The following is an 18,210-nucleotide window of genomic DNA, read 5'->3' as shown; positions in this document are numbered from 1 at the left end:
TGAATGGCCCGGGAAGACTAATGCGCGAAGCTTGCGCGAGAATGAAATCGGGCCGCGCTCGTGACGAGCGCGGCCCGGATCGTTTCAGGTGCGGCGCCGACGCGCCGCTTGGTCGATTAGCGGAACAGCGACAGGATCGACTGCGAGTTCGAATTGGCCATCGACAGGGCCTGGATGCCGAGCTGCTGCTGGACCTGGAGGGCCTGCAGGCGGGTCGATTCCTTGTTCATGTCGGCATCGACGAGCGTACCCACGCCGCGATCGATCGTGTCCATCAGGTTGCCGACGAACTCGGTCTGAAGATCGATGCGCTTCTTGGCGGCGCCGAGATCGGAGGCGGCCGTGGTCATCTTGCTGATCGAGTCGTCGACGCCCTTGATGTAGTTTTCCAGCGTCGTCAGGTCGGCGGCGCTGTTGGTCAGGGCCGAGATGTCCAGCGTGGCGACGGTGAAGCCGCCTGTCGACTGGTCGGCGAGCAGCGCGCCGGTGGCGGCGTCGTAGCGGCCATCGAGAATGCCGGTGCCGGCCGCGGCCGCGTCGGCGCCGGCGTCGAACAGCTTGGTGCTGGACGTGTCGATCGTAATCGTGCCGATCGACACCGAACCGTCGGTGGCGCGGGTGAAGGAGGCGACGACCGACTTGGTCGCGCTGTAGCCGGCGGCGTCGGAATCGACCGACAGCCAGTTCTCGCCCGAGAAGGTCGAGGCGGCCGCGTTCGAGGTCAGCTGACCCTGCAGCGCGGTGATCTCGGCCTGGATCTTGGTGCGGTCGACGCCCGGCTCGCGGGCGGCCACCAGCTTGGCCTTGATCTCGTCGACGACGTCGATGGCGGCCGTCATACCGGTATAGGCGGTGTCGACCTTGGCGGCGCCGAGACCGAGCGCGTCCTGGACCGTGGACAGGGCCTTGTTGTCGGAGCGCATCGTGGTGGCGATCGACCAATAGGCGGCGTTGTCGCTCGCCTCGCCGACGCGGTAGCCGGTGGAGATGCGGTTCTGGGTGGTTTCGAGAGCCTTGTTGGTGGCCTGGAGGGTCTTGAGCGCGGTCATCGCCGACGCGTTGGTCATGATACTCGACATGGGTGTCCCCTTACAAAACGCAGATACTCGACATACCGGGCTTCACCGGTAAGACGGCTCGGCATCATGCCAATCAAGCGACCCGAAACACGGGCTTTGATCCGTCCTGAAACGACTAACGTCCCGACCCTTTTAAGGCCGGGACATTTTGATTCAGTTAATGGGGTGGAGACGGTCGGTTAACCGTAAGACTAGCCGCGGAACAGCGACATGATCGACTGCGAGTTCTGGTTGGCGATCGACAGGGCCTGGATGCCGAGCTGCTGCTGGACCTGGAGGGCCTGCAGGCGGGTCGATTCCTTGTTCATGTCGGCATCGACAAGCGTACCCACGCCGCGATCGATCGTGTCCATCAGGTCGGAGACGAAAGTCGTCTGCAGGTCGATGCGCTTTTTCACCGCACCGAGATCGGAGGCGGCGGTGGTCATCTTGCTGAGCGCGTCGTCGACGCCCTTGATGTAGTTCTCAAGCGTCGTCAGGTCGGCGGCGCTGTTGGTCAGGGCCGAGATGGTGAGGTCCATCACACGGAACCCGCCTGCCGACTGGTCGGCGAGCAACGCGCCGGTGGCGGCGTCGTAGCGGCCGTCGAGAATGCCGGTGCCGGCCGCGGCCGCGTCGGCGCCGGCGTCGAACAGCTTGATGCTGAGCGTGTCGATCGCGATGGTGGAAACGGTCACGGTTCCGTCGGCGGCGCGATTGAAGGACGACACGACCGACTTGGTCGCATTGTAGTTGGCGGCGTCGGAATCGACCGACAGCCAGTTCTCGCCCGAGAAGGTCGAGGCGGCCGCGTTCGAGGACAGCTGGCCCTGCAGCGCGGTGATCTCGGCCTGGATCTTGGTGCGGTCGACGCCCGGCTCGCGGGCGGCCACCAGCTTGGCCTTGATCTCGTCGACGACCTCGATCGCCGCTTTCACGCCGGTATAGGCGGTGTCGACCTTGGCGGCGCCGAGACCGAGCGCGTCCTGGACCGTGGACAGGGCCTTGTTGTCGGAGCGCATCGTGGTGGCGATCGACCAATAGGCGGCGTTGTCGCTCGCCTCGCCGACGCGGTAGCCGGTGGAGATGCGGGCCTGGGTGGTTTCGAGAGCCTTGTTGGTGGCCTGGAGGGTCTTGAGCGCGGTCATCGCCGACGCGTTGGTCATAATACTCGACATTGGGAACTGTCCCTTACTGACTGTCACAAACTAACGAACAGGGACATACCGGGCTTCACCGGTAAGACGGCTTGGCATCATGCCAGTCGACATCCCTCGGTCAGGTCGCCGATCCATCCTGCTTAACCATGTTGTGATGGAAAAAATTTACCAAACCGATAATTTTCGGTCGGGATTTCAAGAAAATGACTAACGCTTCCTTACCGCGGCCGCGGGCGGGCCCGAGACGGCGGCGCCGGTCTCGAGCGCGGACGGATGCCGTGCGGCGACGTCAGTTGAAGGAGCGGACCAGACTGCCGACGAGCAGGTTCCAGCCGTCGATCAGTACGAAGAACAGGATCTTGAAGGGCAGCGATATGACGGTGGGCGGCAGCATCATCATGCCCATCGCCATCGTGACGGTGGCAACCACGAGGTCGATCACCAGGAACGGCAGCACGATCAGGAAGCCGATCTCGAAGCCGCGCCTGATCTCCGAGATCATGAAGGCCGGCACCAGGACGCGCAGATCGACCTGCTCGCCCTCGACCACGTTCTGGCCGCGTTCCCGGGCGAGGTCGGCGAACAGGTTGAAATCGGCGTCGCGGACATTGGCCAGCATGAAGTCGCGGAACGGATCGGCGATGCGCTGCATGGCCTCGGTCTCGTCGATCTGGTTGTTGACCAGCGGGCGCACGCCGTTGTTCCAGGCGCTATCGAAAGTCGGGGTCATGACGTAGAAGGTCATGAACAGGGCGAGGCTGATCAGGATGATGTTGGCCGGCGTGGTCTGCAGGCCGATGCCGGCGCGCAGAATGGCGAACACGATCACGAAGCGGGTGAAGCTGGTGACCATGATCAACAGCCCGGGCGCCACCGAAAGCACGGTCAAAAGCCCGAAAATCTGGATGATGTAGCCGATCGTGGCACCGTCGGCCTGACCCGCGATCTGGCCGAGATCGAGTTGCTGGGCGTGTGCGGCCCCGGTCAGCGCGAGCAGGGCGGTTGCGGTGGCGAGTAGCGTTCTCATTCGAACAAAAGGGTCCTGATCACCAGTTCGCGCGCCAGGCCGTTGCTGCGAATGCGGGCGCGTTCTTCAAGATCGGTCTTGAGATGCTGGAAGCCGCTTGCGCCCTGGACCTGCTGGAGGGTGACGGTGCGCATATAGGCGAGAATGTCCTGGTGGATGCTGCGGACCAGTTCGGGATCGGGCGTGGCGGCAAACACCATCGACAGTTCCATGCGCACCCAGATGTCGGCCGGCGCGCTCAAATTGGTGGTGATCGGCTCCAGCGGCACCAGGCGCGGGACGGGCCTCGCCTCGCCGTCGGCCTCCTGTTCGTCCTCGCCGCCATGGGCCTCGTCCGGCGTCTCCGGCACCACCGGCTCGACCGAGACTTTCTGGGTCGCGGGCTCGGCCTCGGACCCGGTCTTGAGATACATGCCGGCAACCCAGCCGCCACCGACCGCCAGCAGGGTCAGCACCGCCATCACGCCGAGCTGGACGATCAGCGAGGGACCCTTCTTGGCTTCGGCTTCGGCCTGGTCTTCGACGTTGGCGAGCGACATTGCCCCTTGTTAATCCTCAGAACGGAGAGATCAGATCCAGGATCTGATGGCCATAGGGAGGCTGCTGGACCTCGGTCAGCCGGCCGCGGCCGCCGTAGGAAATCCGCGCCTCGGCGATGCGCTCGTAGGGGATGGTGTTGCTGGCGCTGATGTCGGCGGGCCGCACGATGCCGGCGATGGTGAGGATGCGCAGCTCGGCGTTGACGCGCACCTCCTGGGAGCCCCGGATCATCAGATTGCCGTTGGGAAACACTTCGGTGACGACGGCGGCGACCGACAGGCGGATGTTTTCCGAGCGCGCCGTCGCCCCGGAACCGGCGGCCGTCGAACGCGAATTGATGTCGAGATCGGCGGACGCGGATTTGCCGACGCCCTCCGCCTCGAAGCCGCCGGACAGGCCCAGCGTGCGGTTGGTGGTGCGGCTGCGGTCGGATTCGTTGTTGAGGATCGCCTTGTCGTTGATCGAGATGAACACGGTCAGGATATCGCCGACCACCAGGGCGCGCGCGTCTTCGTAGAGCTGGCTCTGGCGGTCGTCCCACAAGGAGAAGCGCTTGACCGGCGCGGCCGGCGCTTCGGGATAGGCCTGCACGGAGCCGGCCGCCGGGTCGAGACCCGAGCCGACCGGAGACAGGCTCGGGGCGCGGCCGATTTCGTTCAGCTCCCCGGCGCAGCCGGCCAGAAAAAGCCCCGTCGCCAGGATCGGCAGGCTGCGTTTCATGTCGGATCCTCGGCTTTGGCGACATCGGCGATGATGCCGGTGAGTTTTGCGGCCGCCTGCACGTCCATCTCGTTGAGGATGCCGCCGGCCTGGCGGCCCTTGAGCTTCAGGATGATCGCGGCGGCGAGCATGGCGTCCATCTTTTCCAGCCGTGCGGCGGCCGCGTCGGGGCGCATACGGGCATAGATGCCGACAATGCTGTCCTCGGCGCTGTTGATGACCTCGTCGCGCTTCTTCAGCCACGCCTCGTATTCGCTGCGCTTGGCTTCCAGCGCGACGATGCGCTCGTCGATCTCGGAGCGCAGTTTTTCAAGCTCCTGGGCCTGCACGGCGTAGCGGCGGTCGCGGGCGGCGTCGATGATGTTGGCGCAGAATTCGCGCACCTCGTCGGTCAGGCGGGACGGGACCTTGCGCGCCTGGGCGAAGGAATCGGAGACGGCAAAGGCGCCCGCGCCGAAACACAGCGCGGCGAGCGCGCCGATCGCCAACGCCCTGGGAAGGGCGCGTTTCGCGGTTCGCATCCTTGTCGCCACCTTTCCGTCTCCTATTGCAGAACCAGCTCGGCCTGCAGCGCGCCGGCCGATTTGATGCCCTGCAGGATCGCGATGATGCCGTCCGGCTTGACGCCGATACGGTTGAGGCCGGCCACCAGCGTCTGCAGGTCGGGGCCGTCGAGCAGCGCGACGCGCGCGTCTTCCTGCTGGGCGTCGATGATCGTGGAAGGCTCCTCGGCGGTTTCGCCGCGCGAGAACGGCGCCGGCTGGACGATTTTCGGCTGCTCGGTGATGCGCACGGTCAAGGCGCCATAACTGACGGCGACCTGCGATATCTTCACGTCCTGGCCGATCACGATCGTGCCGGTGCGCTCGTCGATGACCACGCGGGCCGGGGTGTCGGTCCGGATGATCAGGTTCTCGATCTCGGCGACAAAACGCGCGGCCGAGATGCCGCCCGGCCGGGTGATCAGGATCGTGCGCCCGTCCTGTTCGCTCGCCAGGCGCTTGCCGAAGCGGCTGGTGGTGTAGCGATTGATCTCGTCCGTGATCCTGACGGCGGTCGAAAAGTCGGGATTGCGCAACTGCATCGTCAACACGCTGTCGTCGTTGAAGCGGGCGGCGACCTGGCGTTCGACGATGGCCCCGTTGGGGATGCGGCCGGATGTCGGCACACCCTTGGTCAGGGTTTCGGCCTCGCCCTGGGCGGTGAAGCCGGAGACGAAGACGGGCCCCTGGGCGACGGCGTAGATCTCGCCGTCGGGGGCGCGCAGCGGCGTCATGACCAGGGTGCCGCCGGCGAGCGAGGTCGCGTCGCCGAGTGAGGACACGTTGATGTCGATGCGCGATCCCGATTGCACGAAGGCCGGCAGGTTGGCGGTGACGATCACGGCGGCGACGTTCTTGGCCCGTGCGCGCCCGTCCTCCATGGCGATGCCGAGATTGCGCAGCATGGCGCGGATCGACTGCTCGGTGAACGGCGAATTGCGCAGCCCGTCGCCGGTGCCCTGCAGGCCGATCACGAGGCCGTAGCCGATCAGCTGGTTGTCGCGCGCGGTCTGCAGCGTGGCGATATCCTTGATGCGCGATGCCGGTCCGGTGGGGGCGGGCAGGTTGGACGCCTGGCCGCTGGCGGAGACCCGCACGGCCTGCACGCCGTCATACCCGTCATTGAGCTCGCCGCCGGAACTGGCCGGCGCCGCCAGGGTGAGGCCGAAACACAGGGCCAGGGCGAGGCGCTTGATCATATCGCGCCGACCCGGATCGATCCGTCCGCCATCACGATGCCGGTGAACACCGCGCCGGAATCGGCGTTCCTGACCTTGACCATGTCGCCGATCGCGCCCGGCTGGAGCGGGATGCCGATGGTGGAGATCTGAAGTCCGCCATGGACATAGCTGACGGCGACTGGCGCGCCGGCCTCAACCATATAGGCCTCGCGCAGGGCGTTGATCGGGATCAGCTTGCCCGGCAGGAGGGTCCGCTTGGCGACCTTGCCGGTGACCTGGTCGGCATATTGCGCGATCGAGGTCAGAATGCGGTTGTTGCCGCGCCTGAGCTTGACTTCGCTCAGAGCCCCGGCGTCGACGGTCTCGCCGGGATAGATGACGCGCTTCGCCACCACCGCCATCTCCTGCGCGACGGCCGCCCCGGCGAAGGCGGCGAGCGTCAGGGCGGCGCCGAGGACGAGTGAGGACAGGCGAAGCCGCAACATCGATCTACCGGATGCTCTGGGTGACGACGGACGCCATCTCGTCGGCCGCCTTGATAACCTTGGAGTTCATTTCGTAAGCGCGCTGGGCCGAGATCAGCTCGGTGATCTCCTTGACCGGATCGACGTTGGAATTCTCGAGATAACCCTGCTCGATGGCGGCATAACCGGGGTCTCCCGGCACGCCGACATTGGCCGCGCCGGAGGCCGCGGTCTCTTGGAAGAGATTGTCGCCGAGCGGGGCGAGGCCGGCCTCGTTGGGGAAGGTGGCAAGCGTGATCTGGCCGAGATCCTGCAGGTCGACCTGGCCATCGAGACGGGCGAAGACCTGACCCGACTTGTTGACGATCACCTCGACCGTCTCGGCCGGGAAGACGATGTCGGGCACGACGCGGAACCCGTCCACGGTGACCAGTTCGCCATTGGCGTTGGTGTTGAAGGCGCCGGCGCGGGTGTAGAGCGTCTGCCCGTCCGCGCCCTCGATCTGAAACCAGCCGGGGCCGGTGAGCGCCAGGTCGAATTTGTTGCCGGTGCTGTCGAGAGCGCCCTGCATATGCACGTTTCTCACCGCCGACGCCTTGACGCCGAGGCCGATGCTGGCGCCTTCCGGCACGATGCTCTGGTCGGCCCGGTTCGGCACGCCCTGCAGCCGCTCGACCTGGTAGAGAAGGTCGGAGAACTCGGCGCGCGCGCGCTTGAAGCCGGTCGTGTTGATGTTGGCGATGTTGTTGGCGATCACTTCCAGGTTGAGCTGCTGGGCGTTCATGCCGGTGGCGGCAATGGCTAGGGCTTTCATCGCTGTTCCTCAGATCGCCATGCGGCTGATTTCGAGATAGGCGGTCACGATCTTGTCGCGGATCGCGATCGCGGCTTGCAGGGTCTGCTCGGCGCTCATCACGGCGTCGACGACGTCGCGCGCCTGGATGTCGCCGCCTTTCAAGGCATGCATGGACGCGCTCTCGGCGCGCTCCAGCGTGGCGACCGACTGGCTGGCCGCCGCCTCCAGCGCCGCTTCGAACGAGGTCGGCGCGATCGCGGGGGCTACGGGCGGGGCGACCGTCCCGGCGCCGGCCAGGCCGTTGCCCAGAGACGTCTGGTTGAGGCGGTCGACGAGTCCCAGTCCGGCGATCATGTTTGCGACCTCAACAAATCGATGGTCATGGAGATCAGCTGGCGCGCCTGCTTGATCACCTGAAGGTTGGCCTCGTAGGAGCGATTGGCCTCGCGCATGTCGGCCATCTCGATGATCGGATTGACGTTGGGCATCTTCACGAAGCCGCCGTCGTCGGCGGCCTGGTGGCTTGGCAGATATTCGACCGGGAATTCGCTGCGGTCGAGATCGACCGACTGAACGCGTACGAAGGAGCCGCCATTGTCGCGGTCGAGCGCGGTGGCGAAGGTCACAGTCTTGCGCTGATAGGGATCGGCGCCCGGTGTGTTGCCGGTCGACTGGGCGTTGGCCAGGTTCTCGGAGACGACGCGCAGGCGTTCGGACTGCACGCCGAGACCCGAGGCGGCGATCTTGAGGGCGGCGGAAAGCGGATCGATCGCCATCAGCCCCTCGTCGCCATCATCATCATGCGGTGAAAGGATTTCACGATCGCCGTGTTCAGTTCGAAGGCGTGGCGAACCTCGCCGGCTTTCACCAGCTCCTGCTCGACGGTGACCGAATTGCCGGAGGGCGACGTGGTTTCGATCGCGTCCTGACGCACGTTGAAGGTTTCGCGGCCGGCGCCGAGCGGAATGTGGCCGGCCCGGGTCGGCGCGAAGGCGAGCTTGGCGCTGTCGAGGACCTGCTCGAACGGCACGACGTCGATCGCCTGGTAGCCGGGCGTGTTGATGTTGGCGATGTTGCCCGCCACGGCCGACTGACGCACGGACAGCCAGCGCGCCTGCTGCGCGGCGAGATCGAACAGACTTACCGGTTGCATGATCTTTCCCTCGGTCAGGGTCAGATTAGAAACACAGTCTTGCGCGGACCTTGCGTGGCCGCGCCGCCGTTCGTCTTGAGAGGTCTCGTCGAAGGCCGGATGCGGGATCGCCGGTCGCTGCCGGCCGTTTTCCGGGTCGGGACGGTGGCGCCCCGAACGGCCCGGCCCTAGGGCGTCATTTCGATCACGTCGTCGTTGCTGGTGCGCAGGATCCAGGCTCCGGAGCGTTTTTCGATTGCCATGACCCGCGAGTTGTCCGGCAGGATCGAGCCGCGCTCGACCACCCAGAAACCGTTCGCGTCCTGGATCATGGCCCGCCCCTTGGCGACGTGGACCAGCGCGTAGGCGGGCTTGCGAGCCGGAAAGGGCTGCACGCTTCCCGTGGTGTCGGGCGCTGTCCTGTCCGGCAGGACCGTGCCGGTCGGAGCGAAATCCAGTGGCAGTTCGGCGATCTCTTCCTGCGTGAGGCGCTGCGGCGCCCAATTGACCCGCGGCGTGTAGAACGGGCCGGACAGGTCGGATTCGATCTCCGTGCCGTCGAAATCGACGACGCGCACCCCGAACTGTTCCTGATGGAAAAAAACATACCAGGGAAAGGTGAAGCTTGCCGCGCCGATGCCGAGCCCGAGGCCGGCGAGGATGGCGTCGGACAGGCTGTAGCGTCCCTTGCGCCGGGGACGGACGCCCGTGGGCCCGGGGGTCGACGGCGTGCCGGCGAGGGCGGGTTCGTGCCGCTTGCCGCGTTTTTGGCCGAAGATACGCCAGTTAGCCATCCGTTGCCTCCTGAGCCTTGAGATGCCGGGCCAGTTCGGCGAAGGGATCGGGGATCGCGCCGTCTTGCGGCGATTGCATCAGCGCCTGATAGATCGCAGGGACCTGGCGTACCGCATTGTCGAGTTCGCCATCCCCGCCCGGCTTGTAGGCGCCGAGAATGCGGATGTCGCGCGTTTCCTCGAAACGGGAGACCATCGCCTTAAGCCGTGTCACCAGCGTGCGCTCGCCATCGCTCCAGGCGCGGTTGGCCAGCCGCGACACCGACGCCAGCGGGTCGACGGCGGGGTAGCGGCCCTGTTCGGCGATCGCGCGGTCGAGCACGACGTGGCCGTCGAGGATGCCGCGAACCGAATCGGCCACAGGGTCGTTGTGGTCGTCGCCGTCGACCAGGACCGAGATGATCGCGGTGATCGAGCCGGTGCCTTCGCTGCCGGGACCGGCGCGCTCGAGCAGTTTCGGCAGATCTGTGAAGACGGAGGCCGGGTAGCCGCGCGCGACCGGCGGCTCGCCGGCGCCGATCGCGACCTCGCGCAGGGCGTGCGCGAACCGGGTCACCGAATCCAGGATCAGAAGCACCTTGTCGCCGCGATCGCGGAAATATTCGGCCACCGACATCGCGGTACCGGAGGCGCGCTTGCGCATCATCGCGCTTTCGTCGCTGGTCGCCACCACCGCGACGGTCTTTTTCATGCTTTCGGTGCCGATCGTGTCTTCGAGAAACTCGCGCACCTCGCGGCCGCGCTCGCCGACCAGCGCGATGACGACCGTATCGAAGGCCTCGGCGGCGGCGAGCATGGCAAGCAGCGTCGACTTGCCGACGCCGGAGCCGGCGAACACGCCCATGCGCTGGCCGAAACATAGCGGCGTGAAGATGTCGATCACCTTCACGCCGGTGCGGAACGAGGCGTCGACCCGCTGCCGGGACAGGGCCGGCGGGGTCACGGATGTCGCCGGATTGGCGGTGTCGGGCACCAGCGGCGCGCCGCCGTCGACGGGGCGTGCGAGCGCGTCGACCACCCGTCCCTTCCAAGAGATGTCCGGGCGGATGCGGAACGGGCCGCGCAGAAAGACCGGGTCGGAAATGCCGGCGTCGAAGGTGGTCTCGAACGGTGCGACGAGCACGCTTTCGGCGCTGATCTGCACCACTTCCCCGGTTTTCGGTCCGTGGCGGCCGCGATGTTCGACGATGTCGCCCAGCCTGGCCGCCGCCGACAGTCCGCCGACCCTGTAATGGGTGGCGGAGACTTCGCGCACGTGGCCGCCGCGGCGCACGAGCGCCTCGTCCTCGACCAGGCCACGGTGGAGGCGCCCCAGGGCCTCCAGAGCGTCGAGCCCCTTGCCGCCGGCGTCCGGGGCCGGGGCGGGCGCCGACGAGGCGGCGTATTCCTGCAATGGTCCGCTCGGTTCCACGGCGCTAGCCGCCGAGCGCCTTGACGGCGCCGTCGAGCGACTTGTCGCTCTCGCGGATCGCGGCGGCGGCGTTCTCGAAGGCGCGCTGGACCATGATCAGTCGGGTCATTTCCTTGACCGGATTGACGTTGGACTCCTCGACGAAGCCCTGCATCACACCGACCTCGAGATTGTCGACCACCGCCTCGGGCGGGGTCGCCGGGATGACGCCGGAATTGCCGTAGCGCGCGAATTCCGCGCCGGGGGTGAACGTGAACAGGCCGATCGCGCCGACCGGTTGGCCGTTCTGGCGCAGCATGCCGTCGCTGCCGGCGGTCGGGGCGCCCTCGAACGGATCGAGCTGGATCGGCGCGCCGCCGGCGTCCAGAACGGGGTAACCTTCGGTCGAGACCAGTTCGCCGGTTTCCAGCATGGTGAAGCGGCCGTCGCGTGTCATCACCGGGCCGACGGGCGTGTCGATGGCGAACCAGGCCTCGCCGCGCACGGCGAAATCGAGCGGATTGCCGGTCTGCTTGAGCGGGCCGGACGTGGCCGACAGGAAGGTCGAGCCCGGCGAGACATAAGCGACCGAATCCGAGCCGGATTGCGACACCACGTCCTCGAATTTCACTTCCGTCGCCCGGAAGCCGACCGTGTTGGCATTGGCGACGTTGTCGGCGATCGTTCGCAGCCGCTTTTCGAGCGCGACCTGGGAGGAAAGGGCGACATAAAGACCGGTCTGCACGGGCGCGTCCTCAGAATTTCAGCTTCTGCATGGTCAAAAGCAGGTCGGTGGAGATCCCCAGCTCGGCCGGCTGGCCGAACAGGATGGCCGTGTTGGGCACGTTGGCCGAGGTCGGATTGGAGATTTCCCACATGCTCGTGAACCGCGTCAGGAATTTCGACAGGGCCTCGGGGTCCTTGAAATCCTCGATGTCGAGCGAGCGCTCGAAAATCTCGACCTGCTTGTCGACGTCGAGAAGGGCGAAGGAATCGGGCAGGCTCAGCGAGGTGCGCACCACCTTGGCGAGCGCGCTGTCGGCGAGGATGGAATAGAAACTCTCGATATCGGGCGCCTTGCGCTCGAAATAAAGCGCCAGCCTGACGCCTTCGTTCTGGTCGCCGGCGTTTTCCTCCAGCGTCTGGCGCAGATAGCGGTCGACGGTGCCCTGGCGGGTGCGCTCGAAGAGCGTGGCGTCTTCGCCGAAGCGGGCGAAGTTGAAGGTCTCGGCGAACTCGCGATAGCGCTGGTCGTTGAGCGAATTGGCGAAACTGTCGTTGTCGTCGATGCCCCCTTCCAGCACCTTGACCATGAACGCCTTGGCATAGGCCATGTCCTCCAGGCCGAAGGCCTTCATGGCATAACGGTACAGGCGGTCATTGCCGATGAACTCCTCGACCGAGTTCACCTTCTCGATGTTTTCCAGATAATAGTCGCTCTCGCGCTGAACCATCGGCTGGGTCTGAACCCGCTCGAGCGATCGATCGAGATCGCGCGCGATCGCGTTGTAGCTGACAAAGGTGCTGACCAAGCGGGTGCTCCGATACGGGTTCGACCGCCCTCACACTAGGCGCAATTGCTTGCGTGAACCTTTCCGGGGCCGCGCGGCGCGCGGTCAAGCCTCACACAAGCAAGCCGCGCTAGGGGAAACCTTCAAGCGAATTGCGGAGGCGCCGCTTTGGGCATTCTCATCGGTCTGGTCGTCACGTTCGGCTGCGTTCTGGGTGGCTTCATGGCCATGGGCGGGCACATCGATGTGCTTATCCAGCCCTGGGAGTTCGTCATCATCGCCGGCGCCGCGCTCGGCATTTTCCTGATCGGCAATCCGATGTCGACGGTCAAGGACGCCGGCCGGGCGATCGTGGAGGCGTTCAAGCACGCCGTTCCCAACGAGAACGACTATCTGGAAACGCTCGGCGTGCTGCACAGCCTGATGCGGGAGCTGAAGACCAAATCGCGCAGCGAGGTCGAAGGCCATATCGACAATCCCGACGAATCGCCGATTTTCCAATCCTATCCGCTGGTGCTGAAAAACAAGGACCTCACCCATTTCATCTGCGACTATTGCCGGTTGATCATCATCGGCAATGCCCGCTCTCACGAGATCGAGGCGCTGATGGACGAGGAAATCCACACCATCCGCCACGACAAGCTGAAATCCTACCATGCGCTGGTCGCCATCGGCGACGGCCTGCCGGCAATCGGCATCGTCGCCGCCGTGCTCGGCGTCATCAAGGCGATGGGCGCGCTCGACCAGTCGCCCGAAGTCTTGGGCGCGCTGATCGGCGCCGCGCTGGTGGGCACGTTTTTGGGCATCTTTTTGTCCTACGGCGTGGTCGGGCCGATCGCGGCCAAGATCAAGGTCGTGCGCGAAAAGCGCAACCGGCTCTACATCATCGTCAAGCAGACCCTGCTGGCCTACATGAACGGCGCCCTGCCGCAGGTCGCGCTCGAATTCGGCCGCAAGACGATCTCCTCCTACGACCGGCCCTCGATCGACGCGGTCGAGCAGCACACGCTGAACCCGGGCGGCGGCGAAGCGAAAAAGGCGGCCTGACATGGCGGATGGCGCCCCCGTCTCCGAGCGCGGCGGAAACGACATTCTCGAACGTCTGCTCGGCGATACCGGCGAGCCGGATCTGATCCTCGAAAGCGCGCGCACGCTGGGCGAGCGGACGCTGAAGCCGCTGCGCGCGGCGATGGGCGAAGGCATGAGCCACCCGGTCTCGATCGATCTGGGCGAGGTCGACATGGCGCGCATGAAGCAGGCGATCGGCGATGCGGGACCGCACGACGCGGTCGTGGTGGCGGCGTCGGCGAATTCGCCCGACGCTTTGGTCATCCGCGTCGACCCCTTGGCGATCGCGGTGTTCATCAACGCGCTGTTCGGCGCCGAACCCGACGCCGCGCCGCAGGCGATCGACCGCGATCTGTCGTCGCTGGAGCGCGACGTCGCCGGGCTGATCGTCCAACAGGTCGCCACCGCCTTCAACGGGTTCGGCCAGCGCGCTCTGCAGGTCCGGTTTCCGTTGCCGCCTGTGCAGTCGGGCGAGGGGCTGCACAAGATCGCGCTGCGGGACGGGCCGGCGGTCAAAATCGAGTTTCTCGTCGAGACCGACCCCCAACCCGGTCGTGTCGTGGTGACGATGCCGCAGCGCATCCTGCTGCGTCCGCGCGAGGAGGCAGGCGCGGACGAGACGGCGCAGCCGGGCGGACGGGGCGACGACTGGTCGGCGCGTTTCAGCGAGGAGGTGATGCGCTCGAAGGTCACGCTGCAGGCGACGATGCCGCTCGCGCGCATGAGCCTGGGGGCGATCGCGCAGCTGAAGCAGGGCCAGACGATCGCGCTGGCCGCGGACGCGACCGCGCAGGCCACGCTTGCCAGCAAGAACAAGACGCTGTTCGTTTGCGAGTTCGGCCGGCTTGGACAACACTACACCGTACGAATCAAAAGCCCCTGGAATACCGAAGAGGAACTGATCGATGGGCTTTAACCTGCCTGACCTGACCCGTCCCGTCATGGTCGCGGGACCAGGAGCTGGACGATGAACCAAGTCAACGCTCCGGCCGGGACCGGGGACGAGGAAGAGGACCTGAACCGGGCGATCGACGAATTGCGCGGTGTCCTGCACGAAGGCGAGGAGGCGGCCGGCAAACCCGAGCCCACGCCCGATTTTGCCGTTGGGGAAGGGGCGGCTCCGGACTTCACGCTGGGCGCGGCGAGCGACGACACGGACGCGGCCGGTTCGGGCGTCATCATGGGGATCCCCGTCGACGTGCAGATCGTTCTGGGCAGCACGGAAATGCAGGTCTCGGAACTGATGTCGCTGCGCAAGGGCGCAACCGTGGCTCTCGATCGCCGGATCGGCGAGCCGGTCGACGTGGTCGTCAACGGCCGCAAGATCGCGCGCGGGGAGATCACCGTTCTGGAAAGCGATTCGTCGCGTTTCGGAATCCGGCTGACGGAAATCATCAGCAACTCGAAGGCATCCTGACCGTTTCATGGATTTCGACGCGCACACATCGACCACGTCGCAGGGGATAACGGCCGAAAGCCTGACGCGGGCGCAAAAGGCGGCGGCGATCCTGGTGGCGATGGGCAAGCCGGCGGCGGGTCGGCTCTTGAAGTTCTTCAGCCATGAGGAACTCAAGTCGCTGATCGAGGCGGCGCGGATGCTCAAGACGATCCCGCAGGGCGAGCTGGAAAAGATCATCGCCGAGTTCGAGGACGAGTTCGCCGAGGGGGCGGGGCTGATGGATTCGGCCGCGACCATGGACAAGATCCTGAGCGAGTCTTTGTCGCCCGAGGAGGTCAGCGCGATCATGAACCACGGCGCGGAGACGGGCGGCGAGGTGCCGGTGGCGGTCTGGCCGCAGGTCGAAAAACTCGAGCCCGAACGCGTCGGCGCCTTTCTGGCCGGCGAGCATCCCCAGACCGCGGCGCTGGTTTTGACCAAACTGTCCTCCACCGCCACGGCCAACGTCTTGCTGGCCATGCCCAAGCAGCTGCGCGGCGAAGTCGCCAAACGCATGGTGACGATGGGCAACGTCAAGCCCGGCGCGTTGCGGATCGTGGAAAACCAGGTGCGGGCGACGCTTCTCGGCGACAGTGCGAAAAAATCGTCGAGCGAAGGCCAGGCGCGCGTCGCCACCGTTCTCAACGAGCTGGAAAAAGCACAGCTCGACGAGATCCTGTCGGATATGGAAACGGCCGGATCGCAGGACGTGCATGCCATCCGCGCGCAACTGTTCTCGTTCGAGGATCTGCCGCTGCTCAGCCAGAAGGCGCGGCTGATGCTCTTCGATGGGCTGTCGACGGAAATCGTCACCCTGGCGCTGCGCAACGCAAGCAAGGAACTGACGGAAGTGGTGTTGTCGGCGCTCGGCGTGCGCTCGCGCCGCATGATCGAGGCCGAGTTGGCGATGGAGCTCGACGGCCTTCCGGCGGCCGAAATCGCCAAGGCCCGCCGCGCCATCGCCGCCACCGCCATCCGGTTGTCCAAGGACGGCAAGATCGAGCTGCCGTCCACCCAGGCCGCCGCTTAGCCGAGACGCGTCGGCACTCGCCATGCGGCGGCCATGGCGATGAAAGGACGGCTCCTTCATGTCCGAAGATCAGGACAAGGACAGCAAAACCGAACCGGCCACGGAAAAGAAGATCCGTGACAGTATCGAGAAGGGCAACCAGCCGTTTTCGCGCGAGACGCCGATCCTGGCCTCCTTTGCCGCGATCGCCATTTTTTTGCTGTTCTTCGCCTACGATACCAGCATCCGCCTGGCCGGTTTCCTGTCGACATTTCTGGAACGGCCCGAGGAATGGCGGCTGGAGACCGAGCTCGACGCGATCTCGCTCTACCAGACCGTCTTCATGGAGATCGGACGGGCCGTCATGGTGGTGATGTTCCTGCTGGTGGCGGCCGGGCTCGCGGCGTCGGTTTTCCAGAACATGCCGCGTTTCGTCGGCAAGCGCGTGATGCCGAAATTCTCCCGCATCTCGCTGATCGGCGGCTGGAAGCGGGTGTTCGGGGTCAAGGGGTTCGTGGAGTTCCTGAAGTCTCTCGGCAAAGTGCTGTTTGCGATGGTGTTCTTGTATTTCGTCATGCACGACGTCGATGTGCGGCTGCTGCAGGGCATGGTCACACACCCGCTGGGTTTCGGCCTCGTCATCCGGGACCTGGCCGTGGAGCTGGTGGTGACCATCACCATCGTCATGGTCCTCATCGCCGCGGCGGACCTGTTGTGGTCGCGCTATCACTGGCTTGAGGAACTGCGCATGACCAAGCAGGAGGTCAAGGACGAGGTCAAGCAGGCCGAGGGCGATCCGATCCTGAAGTCGCGGATGCGCTCGCTTGCCCGCGATCGCGCGCGCCAGCGCATGATGGCGGCGGTCCCGCGCGCGACGCTGGTGGTCGCCAATCCGACCCACTATGCGGTGGCGCTGCGTTACGTGCGCGAGGAAAGCGCAGCACCCGTCGTGGTGGCCAAGGGACAGGATCTGATCGCGCTCAAGATCCGCGAGATCGCGGAGGAGCACAATGTGCCGGTTTTCGAGGACGTGGCGCTCGCCCGTTCCATCTTCAAACAAGTTTCGGTCGATAGCATGATCCCGCCTCATTTCTACGAGGCGGTCGCGGAACTGGTCCGCATCATTCACAGCAGCCGCAACGGCGCGAAGACAGGCAAGTCGCATTCATGAATCGCCAGCCGCACACTTCTGCACGCGAAATCATCGTAGCCGATGCGATCCGTGAGGTCGTATCGGAACTGCGGCTGGTCGATGTCGCCGATTACGTGGCCTATATCCGGCTGGAATATTTCGCCAATCTGGCCGATATCGTGGAATCGGCGGCCGAACTCTATTTCATGCCCGACACGCTGCGTTTCGGCCATGGCGGCGATGTCGACATCGGCTGGTCGGGGGAGCCGACCGTCAATCTCGACCTGCAATTGCGGCCGAAGGGGGCGACGGTCTATTTCACGCTCAACATGACCGCGCTCAAGGCCGGGGTCGAGATCGGCTATGTCGCGCTCGACGATCCCTCGCCCGATCCGATGGAAAACACGCGGTTTCTGGCAAACGCGCTCGATGCGTCCAAGATCCGCCGAACGGTGCCGCTGGACATCTGAGGGCCGGCCTGGAACCTATTCGATCAGCCCGAGCCGCAGCGCCTTGGCCACCGCGTGGGTGCGGCTCATCGCGTTGAGCTTGTGGGTGGTGGTGGCGAGATACTGGTTGGCGGTGTGGACCGACAGGCCGAGTGCCGCCGCGATATCCTCGCTGGTCTTGCCTTCGGCGGTCATGGTCAGGCATTCGAGCTCGCGTTTCGACATTGGCGGCGTGCCGTCGAGCTGCGACAGGCGCAGCCGGGCGAGCGACCGGAACAGCGAAAAGGCGCGGATGTGCAGGTCGCACACCAGGCCGTCGTCGACGGCCATGTCGCGTCCGGCCAGCACGAAGAAGCCGCCGATGCCGCCCTCGGCAAAAACCGGCAGGGCGAGACCCGGCAGGTTGGGCGTCAGGGCGGGAACCTTGTGGCCGAGCGAAACCAGTGGAAAGGCCGGGCATTGCTGGGCGCCGGTTTCGCAGTACCACCAGGCCGGCGCGAGCGATTCGGCGCGCGTGGCCATCCAGGCCATGCCGGCGGGGCCGCAGATCGCCCGCGACAGGTCGGACGTGCGCGGGAATTCCCGGTCGAAGACGGTGGCCAGTCCGGGTATGCGGCGGTCGCGGGTCTCGACATAAAGGCCGTAGAAGGATGCCGCCGCGCTGGCGGCCAGGCGCCGAGCCTGACGCACCGTGTCGAGCACGACCGCCACGTTCTCCTGGGTGACGTCGAGACCGTCGGCGGCGGCTTTCGCCTTGGCGGGGCTGGCCGGACCGTCCTGGGCCGTGCGGTGCTTCATC

General features: G+C 65.7%; 22 protein-coding genes and 1 pseudogene. 6 read left to right on the top strand and 17 right to left on the bottom strand.

The features are described 5' to 3' along the window. Positions 1 to 116: 116 nt before the first annotated feature. The 16 genes and pseudogenes from C7T96_RS08980 to C7T96_RS08905 all read right to left on the bottom strand — a co-directional run bounded on the left by C7T96_RS08980 (position 117) and on the right by C7T96_RS08905 (position 12,336). Positions 117 to 1,079 (bottom strand): flagellin, encoded by a 963-nt coding sequence (locus C7T96_RS08980; protein WP_106570856.1) that lies wholly within the window; start codon positions 1,077 to 1,079, stop codon positions 117 to 119. A 191-nt stretch (positions 1,080 to 1,270) separates the two neighbouring features. Next, positions 1,271 to 2,236 (bottom strand): flagellin, encoded by a 966-nt coding sequence (locus tag C7T96_RS08975; protein WP_106570855.1) that lies wholly within the window; start codon positions 2,234 to 2,236, stop codon positions 1,271 to 1,273. A gap of 271 nt (positions 2,237 to 2,507) precedes the next feature. Further along, positions 2,508 to 3,245 carry a flagellar type III secretion system pore protein FliP gene (gene fliP, locus C7T96_RS08970; protein ID WP_106570854.1) on the bottom strand — a complete coding sequence of 246 codons (738 nt, stop codon included), beginning with the start codon at positions 3,243 to 3,245 and terminating at the stop codon, positions 2,508 to 2,510. Continuing rightward, on the bottom strand, positions 3,242 to 3,784 hold the full coding sequence (locus C7T96_RS08965; protein WP_106570853.1) for a flagellar basal body-associated FliL family protein: 543 nt from the start codon (positions 3,782 to 3,784) through the stop codon (positions 3,242 to 3,244). Before C7T96_RS08965 ends, fliP begins: the two co-directional genes overlap by 4 nt. Before the next feature lie 16 nt (positions 3,785 to 3,800). Continuing rightward, positions 3,801 to 4,505: a flagellar basal body L-ring protein FlgH gene (gene flgH / locus C7T96_RS08960; RefSeq protein ID WP_106570852.1), complete on the bottom strand. Its 705-nt coding sequence runs from the start codon at positions 4,503 to 4,505 to the stop codon at positions 3,801 to 3,803. After that, positions 4,502 to 5,026, bottom strand: a complete 525-nt coding sequence (locus C7T96_RS08955; RefSeq protein ID WP_106570851.1) for a MotE family protein — start codon at positions 5,024 to 5,026, stop codon at positions 4,502 to 4,504. The genes flgH and C7T96_RS08955 overlap by 4 nt, the downstream gene beginning before the upstream one ends. 23 nt (positions 5,027 to 5,049) lie before the next feature. Beyond that, positions 5,050 to 6,246, bottom strand: coding sequence for a flagellar basal body P-ring protein FlgI (locus tag C7T96_RS08950; protein ID WP_106570850.1), 1,197 nt, complete (start codon positions 6,244 to 6,246; stop codon positions 5,050 to 5,052). After that, entirely contained in the window at positions 6,243 to 6,713 is a 471-nt protein-coding gene (gene flgA / locus C7T96_RS08945) for a flagellar basal body P-ring formation chaperone FlgA (protein WP_106570849.1), read from the bottom strand. The genes C7T96_RS08950 and flgA overlap by 4 nt, the downstream gene beginning before the upstream one ends. A 4-nt stretch (positions 6,714 to 6,717) precedes the next feature. Next, positions 6,718 to 7,506: a flagellar basal-body rod protein FlgG gene (gene flgG / locus C7T96_RS08940; protein ID WP_106570848.1), complete on the bottom strand. Its 789-nt coding sequence runs from the start codon at positions 7,504 to 7,506 to the stop codon at positions 6,718 to 6,720. A gap of 9 nt (positions 7,507 to 7,515) precedes the next feature. Further along, positions 7,516 to 7,731 (bottom strand): annotated as a pseudogene (locus tag C7T96_RS24340) (flagellar hook-basal body complex protein FliE); the annotation flags it as partial. Between the two features lie 107 nt (positions 7,732 to 7,838). Beyond that, a complete protein-coding gene (flgC, locus tag C7T96_RS08930) occupies positions 7,839 to 8,258 on the bottom strand; it encodes a flagellar basal body rod protein FlgC (RefSeq protein WP_106570964.1) in 420 nt (139 codons plus the stop codon). Between the two features lie 5 nt (positions 8,259 to 8,263). Further along, positions 8,264 to 8,641, bottom strand: a complete 378-nt coding sequence (flgB, locus tag C7T96_RS08925; RefSeq protein ID WP_106570846.1) for a flagellar basal body rod protein FlgB — start codon at positions 8,639 to 8,641, stop codon at positions 8,264 to 8,266. 167 nt (positions 8,642 to 8,808) lie between these two features. After that, complete coding sequence (locus C7T96_RS08920) at positions 8,809 to 9,414, bottom strand: hypothetical protein (protein WP_106570845.1); 606 nt, start codon at positions 9,412 to 9,414, stop codon at positions 8,809 to 8,811. Then, the gene (gene fliI, locus C7T96_RS08915; protein WP_164749928.1) at positions 9,407 to 10,738 is read right to left on the bottom strand and encodes a flagellar protein export ATPase FliI; all 1,332 of its coding nucleotides are present in this window, start codon (positions 10,736 to 10,738) and stop codon (positions 9,407 to 9,409) included. Before fliI ends, C7T96_RS08920 begins: the two co-directional genes overlap by 8 nt. A 91-nt stretch (positions 10,739 to 10,829) precedes the next feature. After that, on the bottom strand, positions 10,830 to 11,549 hold the full coding sequence (flgF, locus tag C7T96_RS08910; RefSeq protein ID WP_106570843.1) for a flagellar basal-body rod protein FlgF: 720 nt from the start codon (positions 11,547 to 11,549) through the stop codon (positions 10,830 to 10,832). 10 nt (positions 11,550 to 11,559) lie between these two features. After that, a complete protein-coding gene (locus C7T96_RS08905; RefSeq protein WP_106570842.1) occupies positions 11,560 to 12,336 on the bottom strand; it encodes a DUF1217 domain-containing protein in 777 nt (258 codons plus the stop codon). A gap of 147 nt (positions 12,337 to 12,483) precedes the next feature. On the opposite strand from C7T96_RS08905, the gene motA reads away from it, so the two are divergent. The 6 genes from motA to C7T96_RS08875 are packed head-to-tail and all read left to right on the top strand — an operon-like array spanning position 12,484 to position 17,432. Next, positions 12,484 to 13,362: a flagellar motor stator protein MotA gene (motA, locus tag C7T96_RS08900; protein ID WP_106570841.1), complete on the top strand. Its 879-nt coding sequence runs from the start codon at positions 12,484 to 12,486 to the stop codon at positions 13,360 to 13,362. Between the two features lies 1 nt (position 13,363). After that, entirely contained in the window at positions 13,364 to 14,299 is a 936-nt protein-coding gene (locus tag C7T96_RS08895) for a FliM/FliN family flagellar motor switch protein (RefSeq protein ID WP_106570840.1), read from the top strand. Between the two features lie 51 nt (positions 14,300 to 14,350). After that, positions 14,351 to 14,800 carry a flagellar motor switch protein FliN gene (fliN, locus tag C7T96_RS08890; RefSeq protein ID WP_106570839.1) on the top strand — a complete coding sequence of 150 codons (450 nt, stop codon included), beginning with the start codon at positions 14,351 to 14,353 and terminating at the stop codon, positions 14,798 to 14,800. Positions 14,801 to 14,807: 7 nt separating this feature from the next. Beyond that, a complete protein-coding gene (locus tag C7T96_RS08885; RefSeq protein ID WP_106570838.1) occupies positions 14,808 to 15,851 on the top strand; it encodes a FliG C-terminal domain-containing protein in 1,044 nt (347 codons plus the stop codon). 58 nt (positions 15,852 to 15,909) lie between these two features. Then, positions 15,910 to 17,001, top strand: coding sequence for a flagellar biosynthesis protein FlhB (flhB, locus tag C7T96_RS08880; protein WP_106570837.1), 1,092 nt, complete (start codon positions 15,910 to 15,912; stop codon positions 16,999 to 17,001). Continuing rightward, complete coding sequence (locus C7T96_RS08875; RefSeq protein WP_106570836.1) at positions 16,998 to 17,432, top strand: hypothetical protein; 435 nt, start codon at positions 16,998 to 17,000, stop codon at positions 17,430 to 17,432. The genes flhB and C7T96_RS08875 overlap by 4 nt, the downstream gene beginning before the upstream one ends. A gap of 15 nt (positions 17,433 to 17,447) precedes the next feature. Here C7T96_RS08875 and C7T96_RS24335 read toward each other — a convergent pair whose 3' ends face one another. Further along, the gene (locus C7T96_RS24335) at positions 17,448 to 18,209 is read right to left on the bottom strand and encodes a helix-turn-helix transcriptional regulator (RefSeq protein ID WP_245414103.1); all 762 of its coding nucleotides are present in this window, start codon (positions 18,207 to 18,209) and stop codon (positions 17,448 to 17,450) included. Position 18,210: the final 1 nt, after the last annotated feature.

It is taken from the genome of Nitratireductor sp. StC3, assembly GCF_003015025.1.
GTDB classification, from domain to species: Bacteria; Pseudomonadota; Alphaproteobacteria; order Rhizobiales; family Rhizobiaceae; genus Mangrovimarina; species Mangrovimarina alexandrii.
Note: the sequence above shows the minus strand (reverse complement) of the source record. Positions and strands in the feature narration are given on the sequence as shown.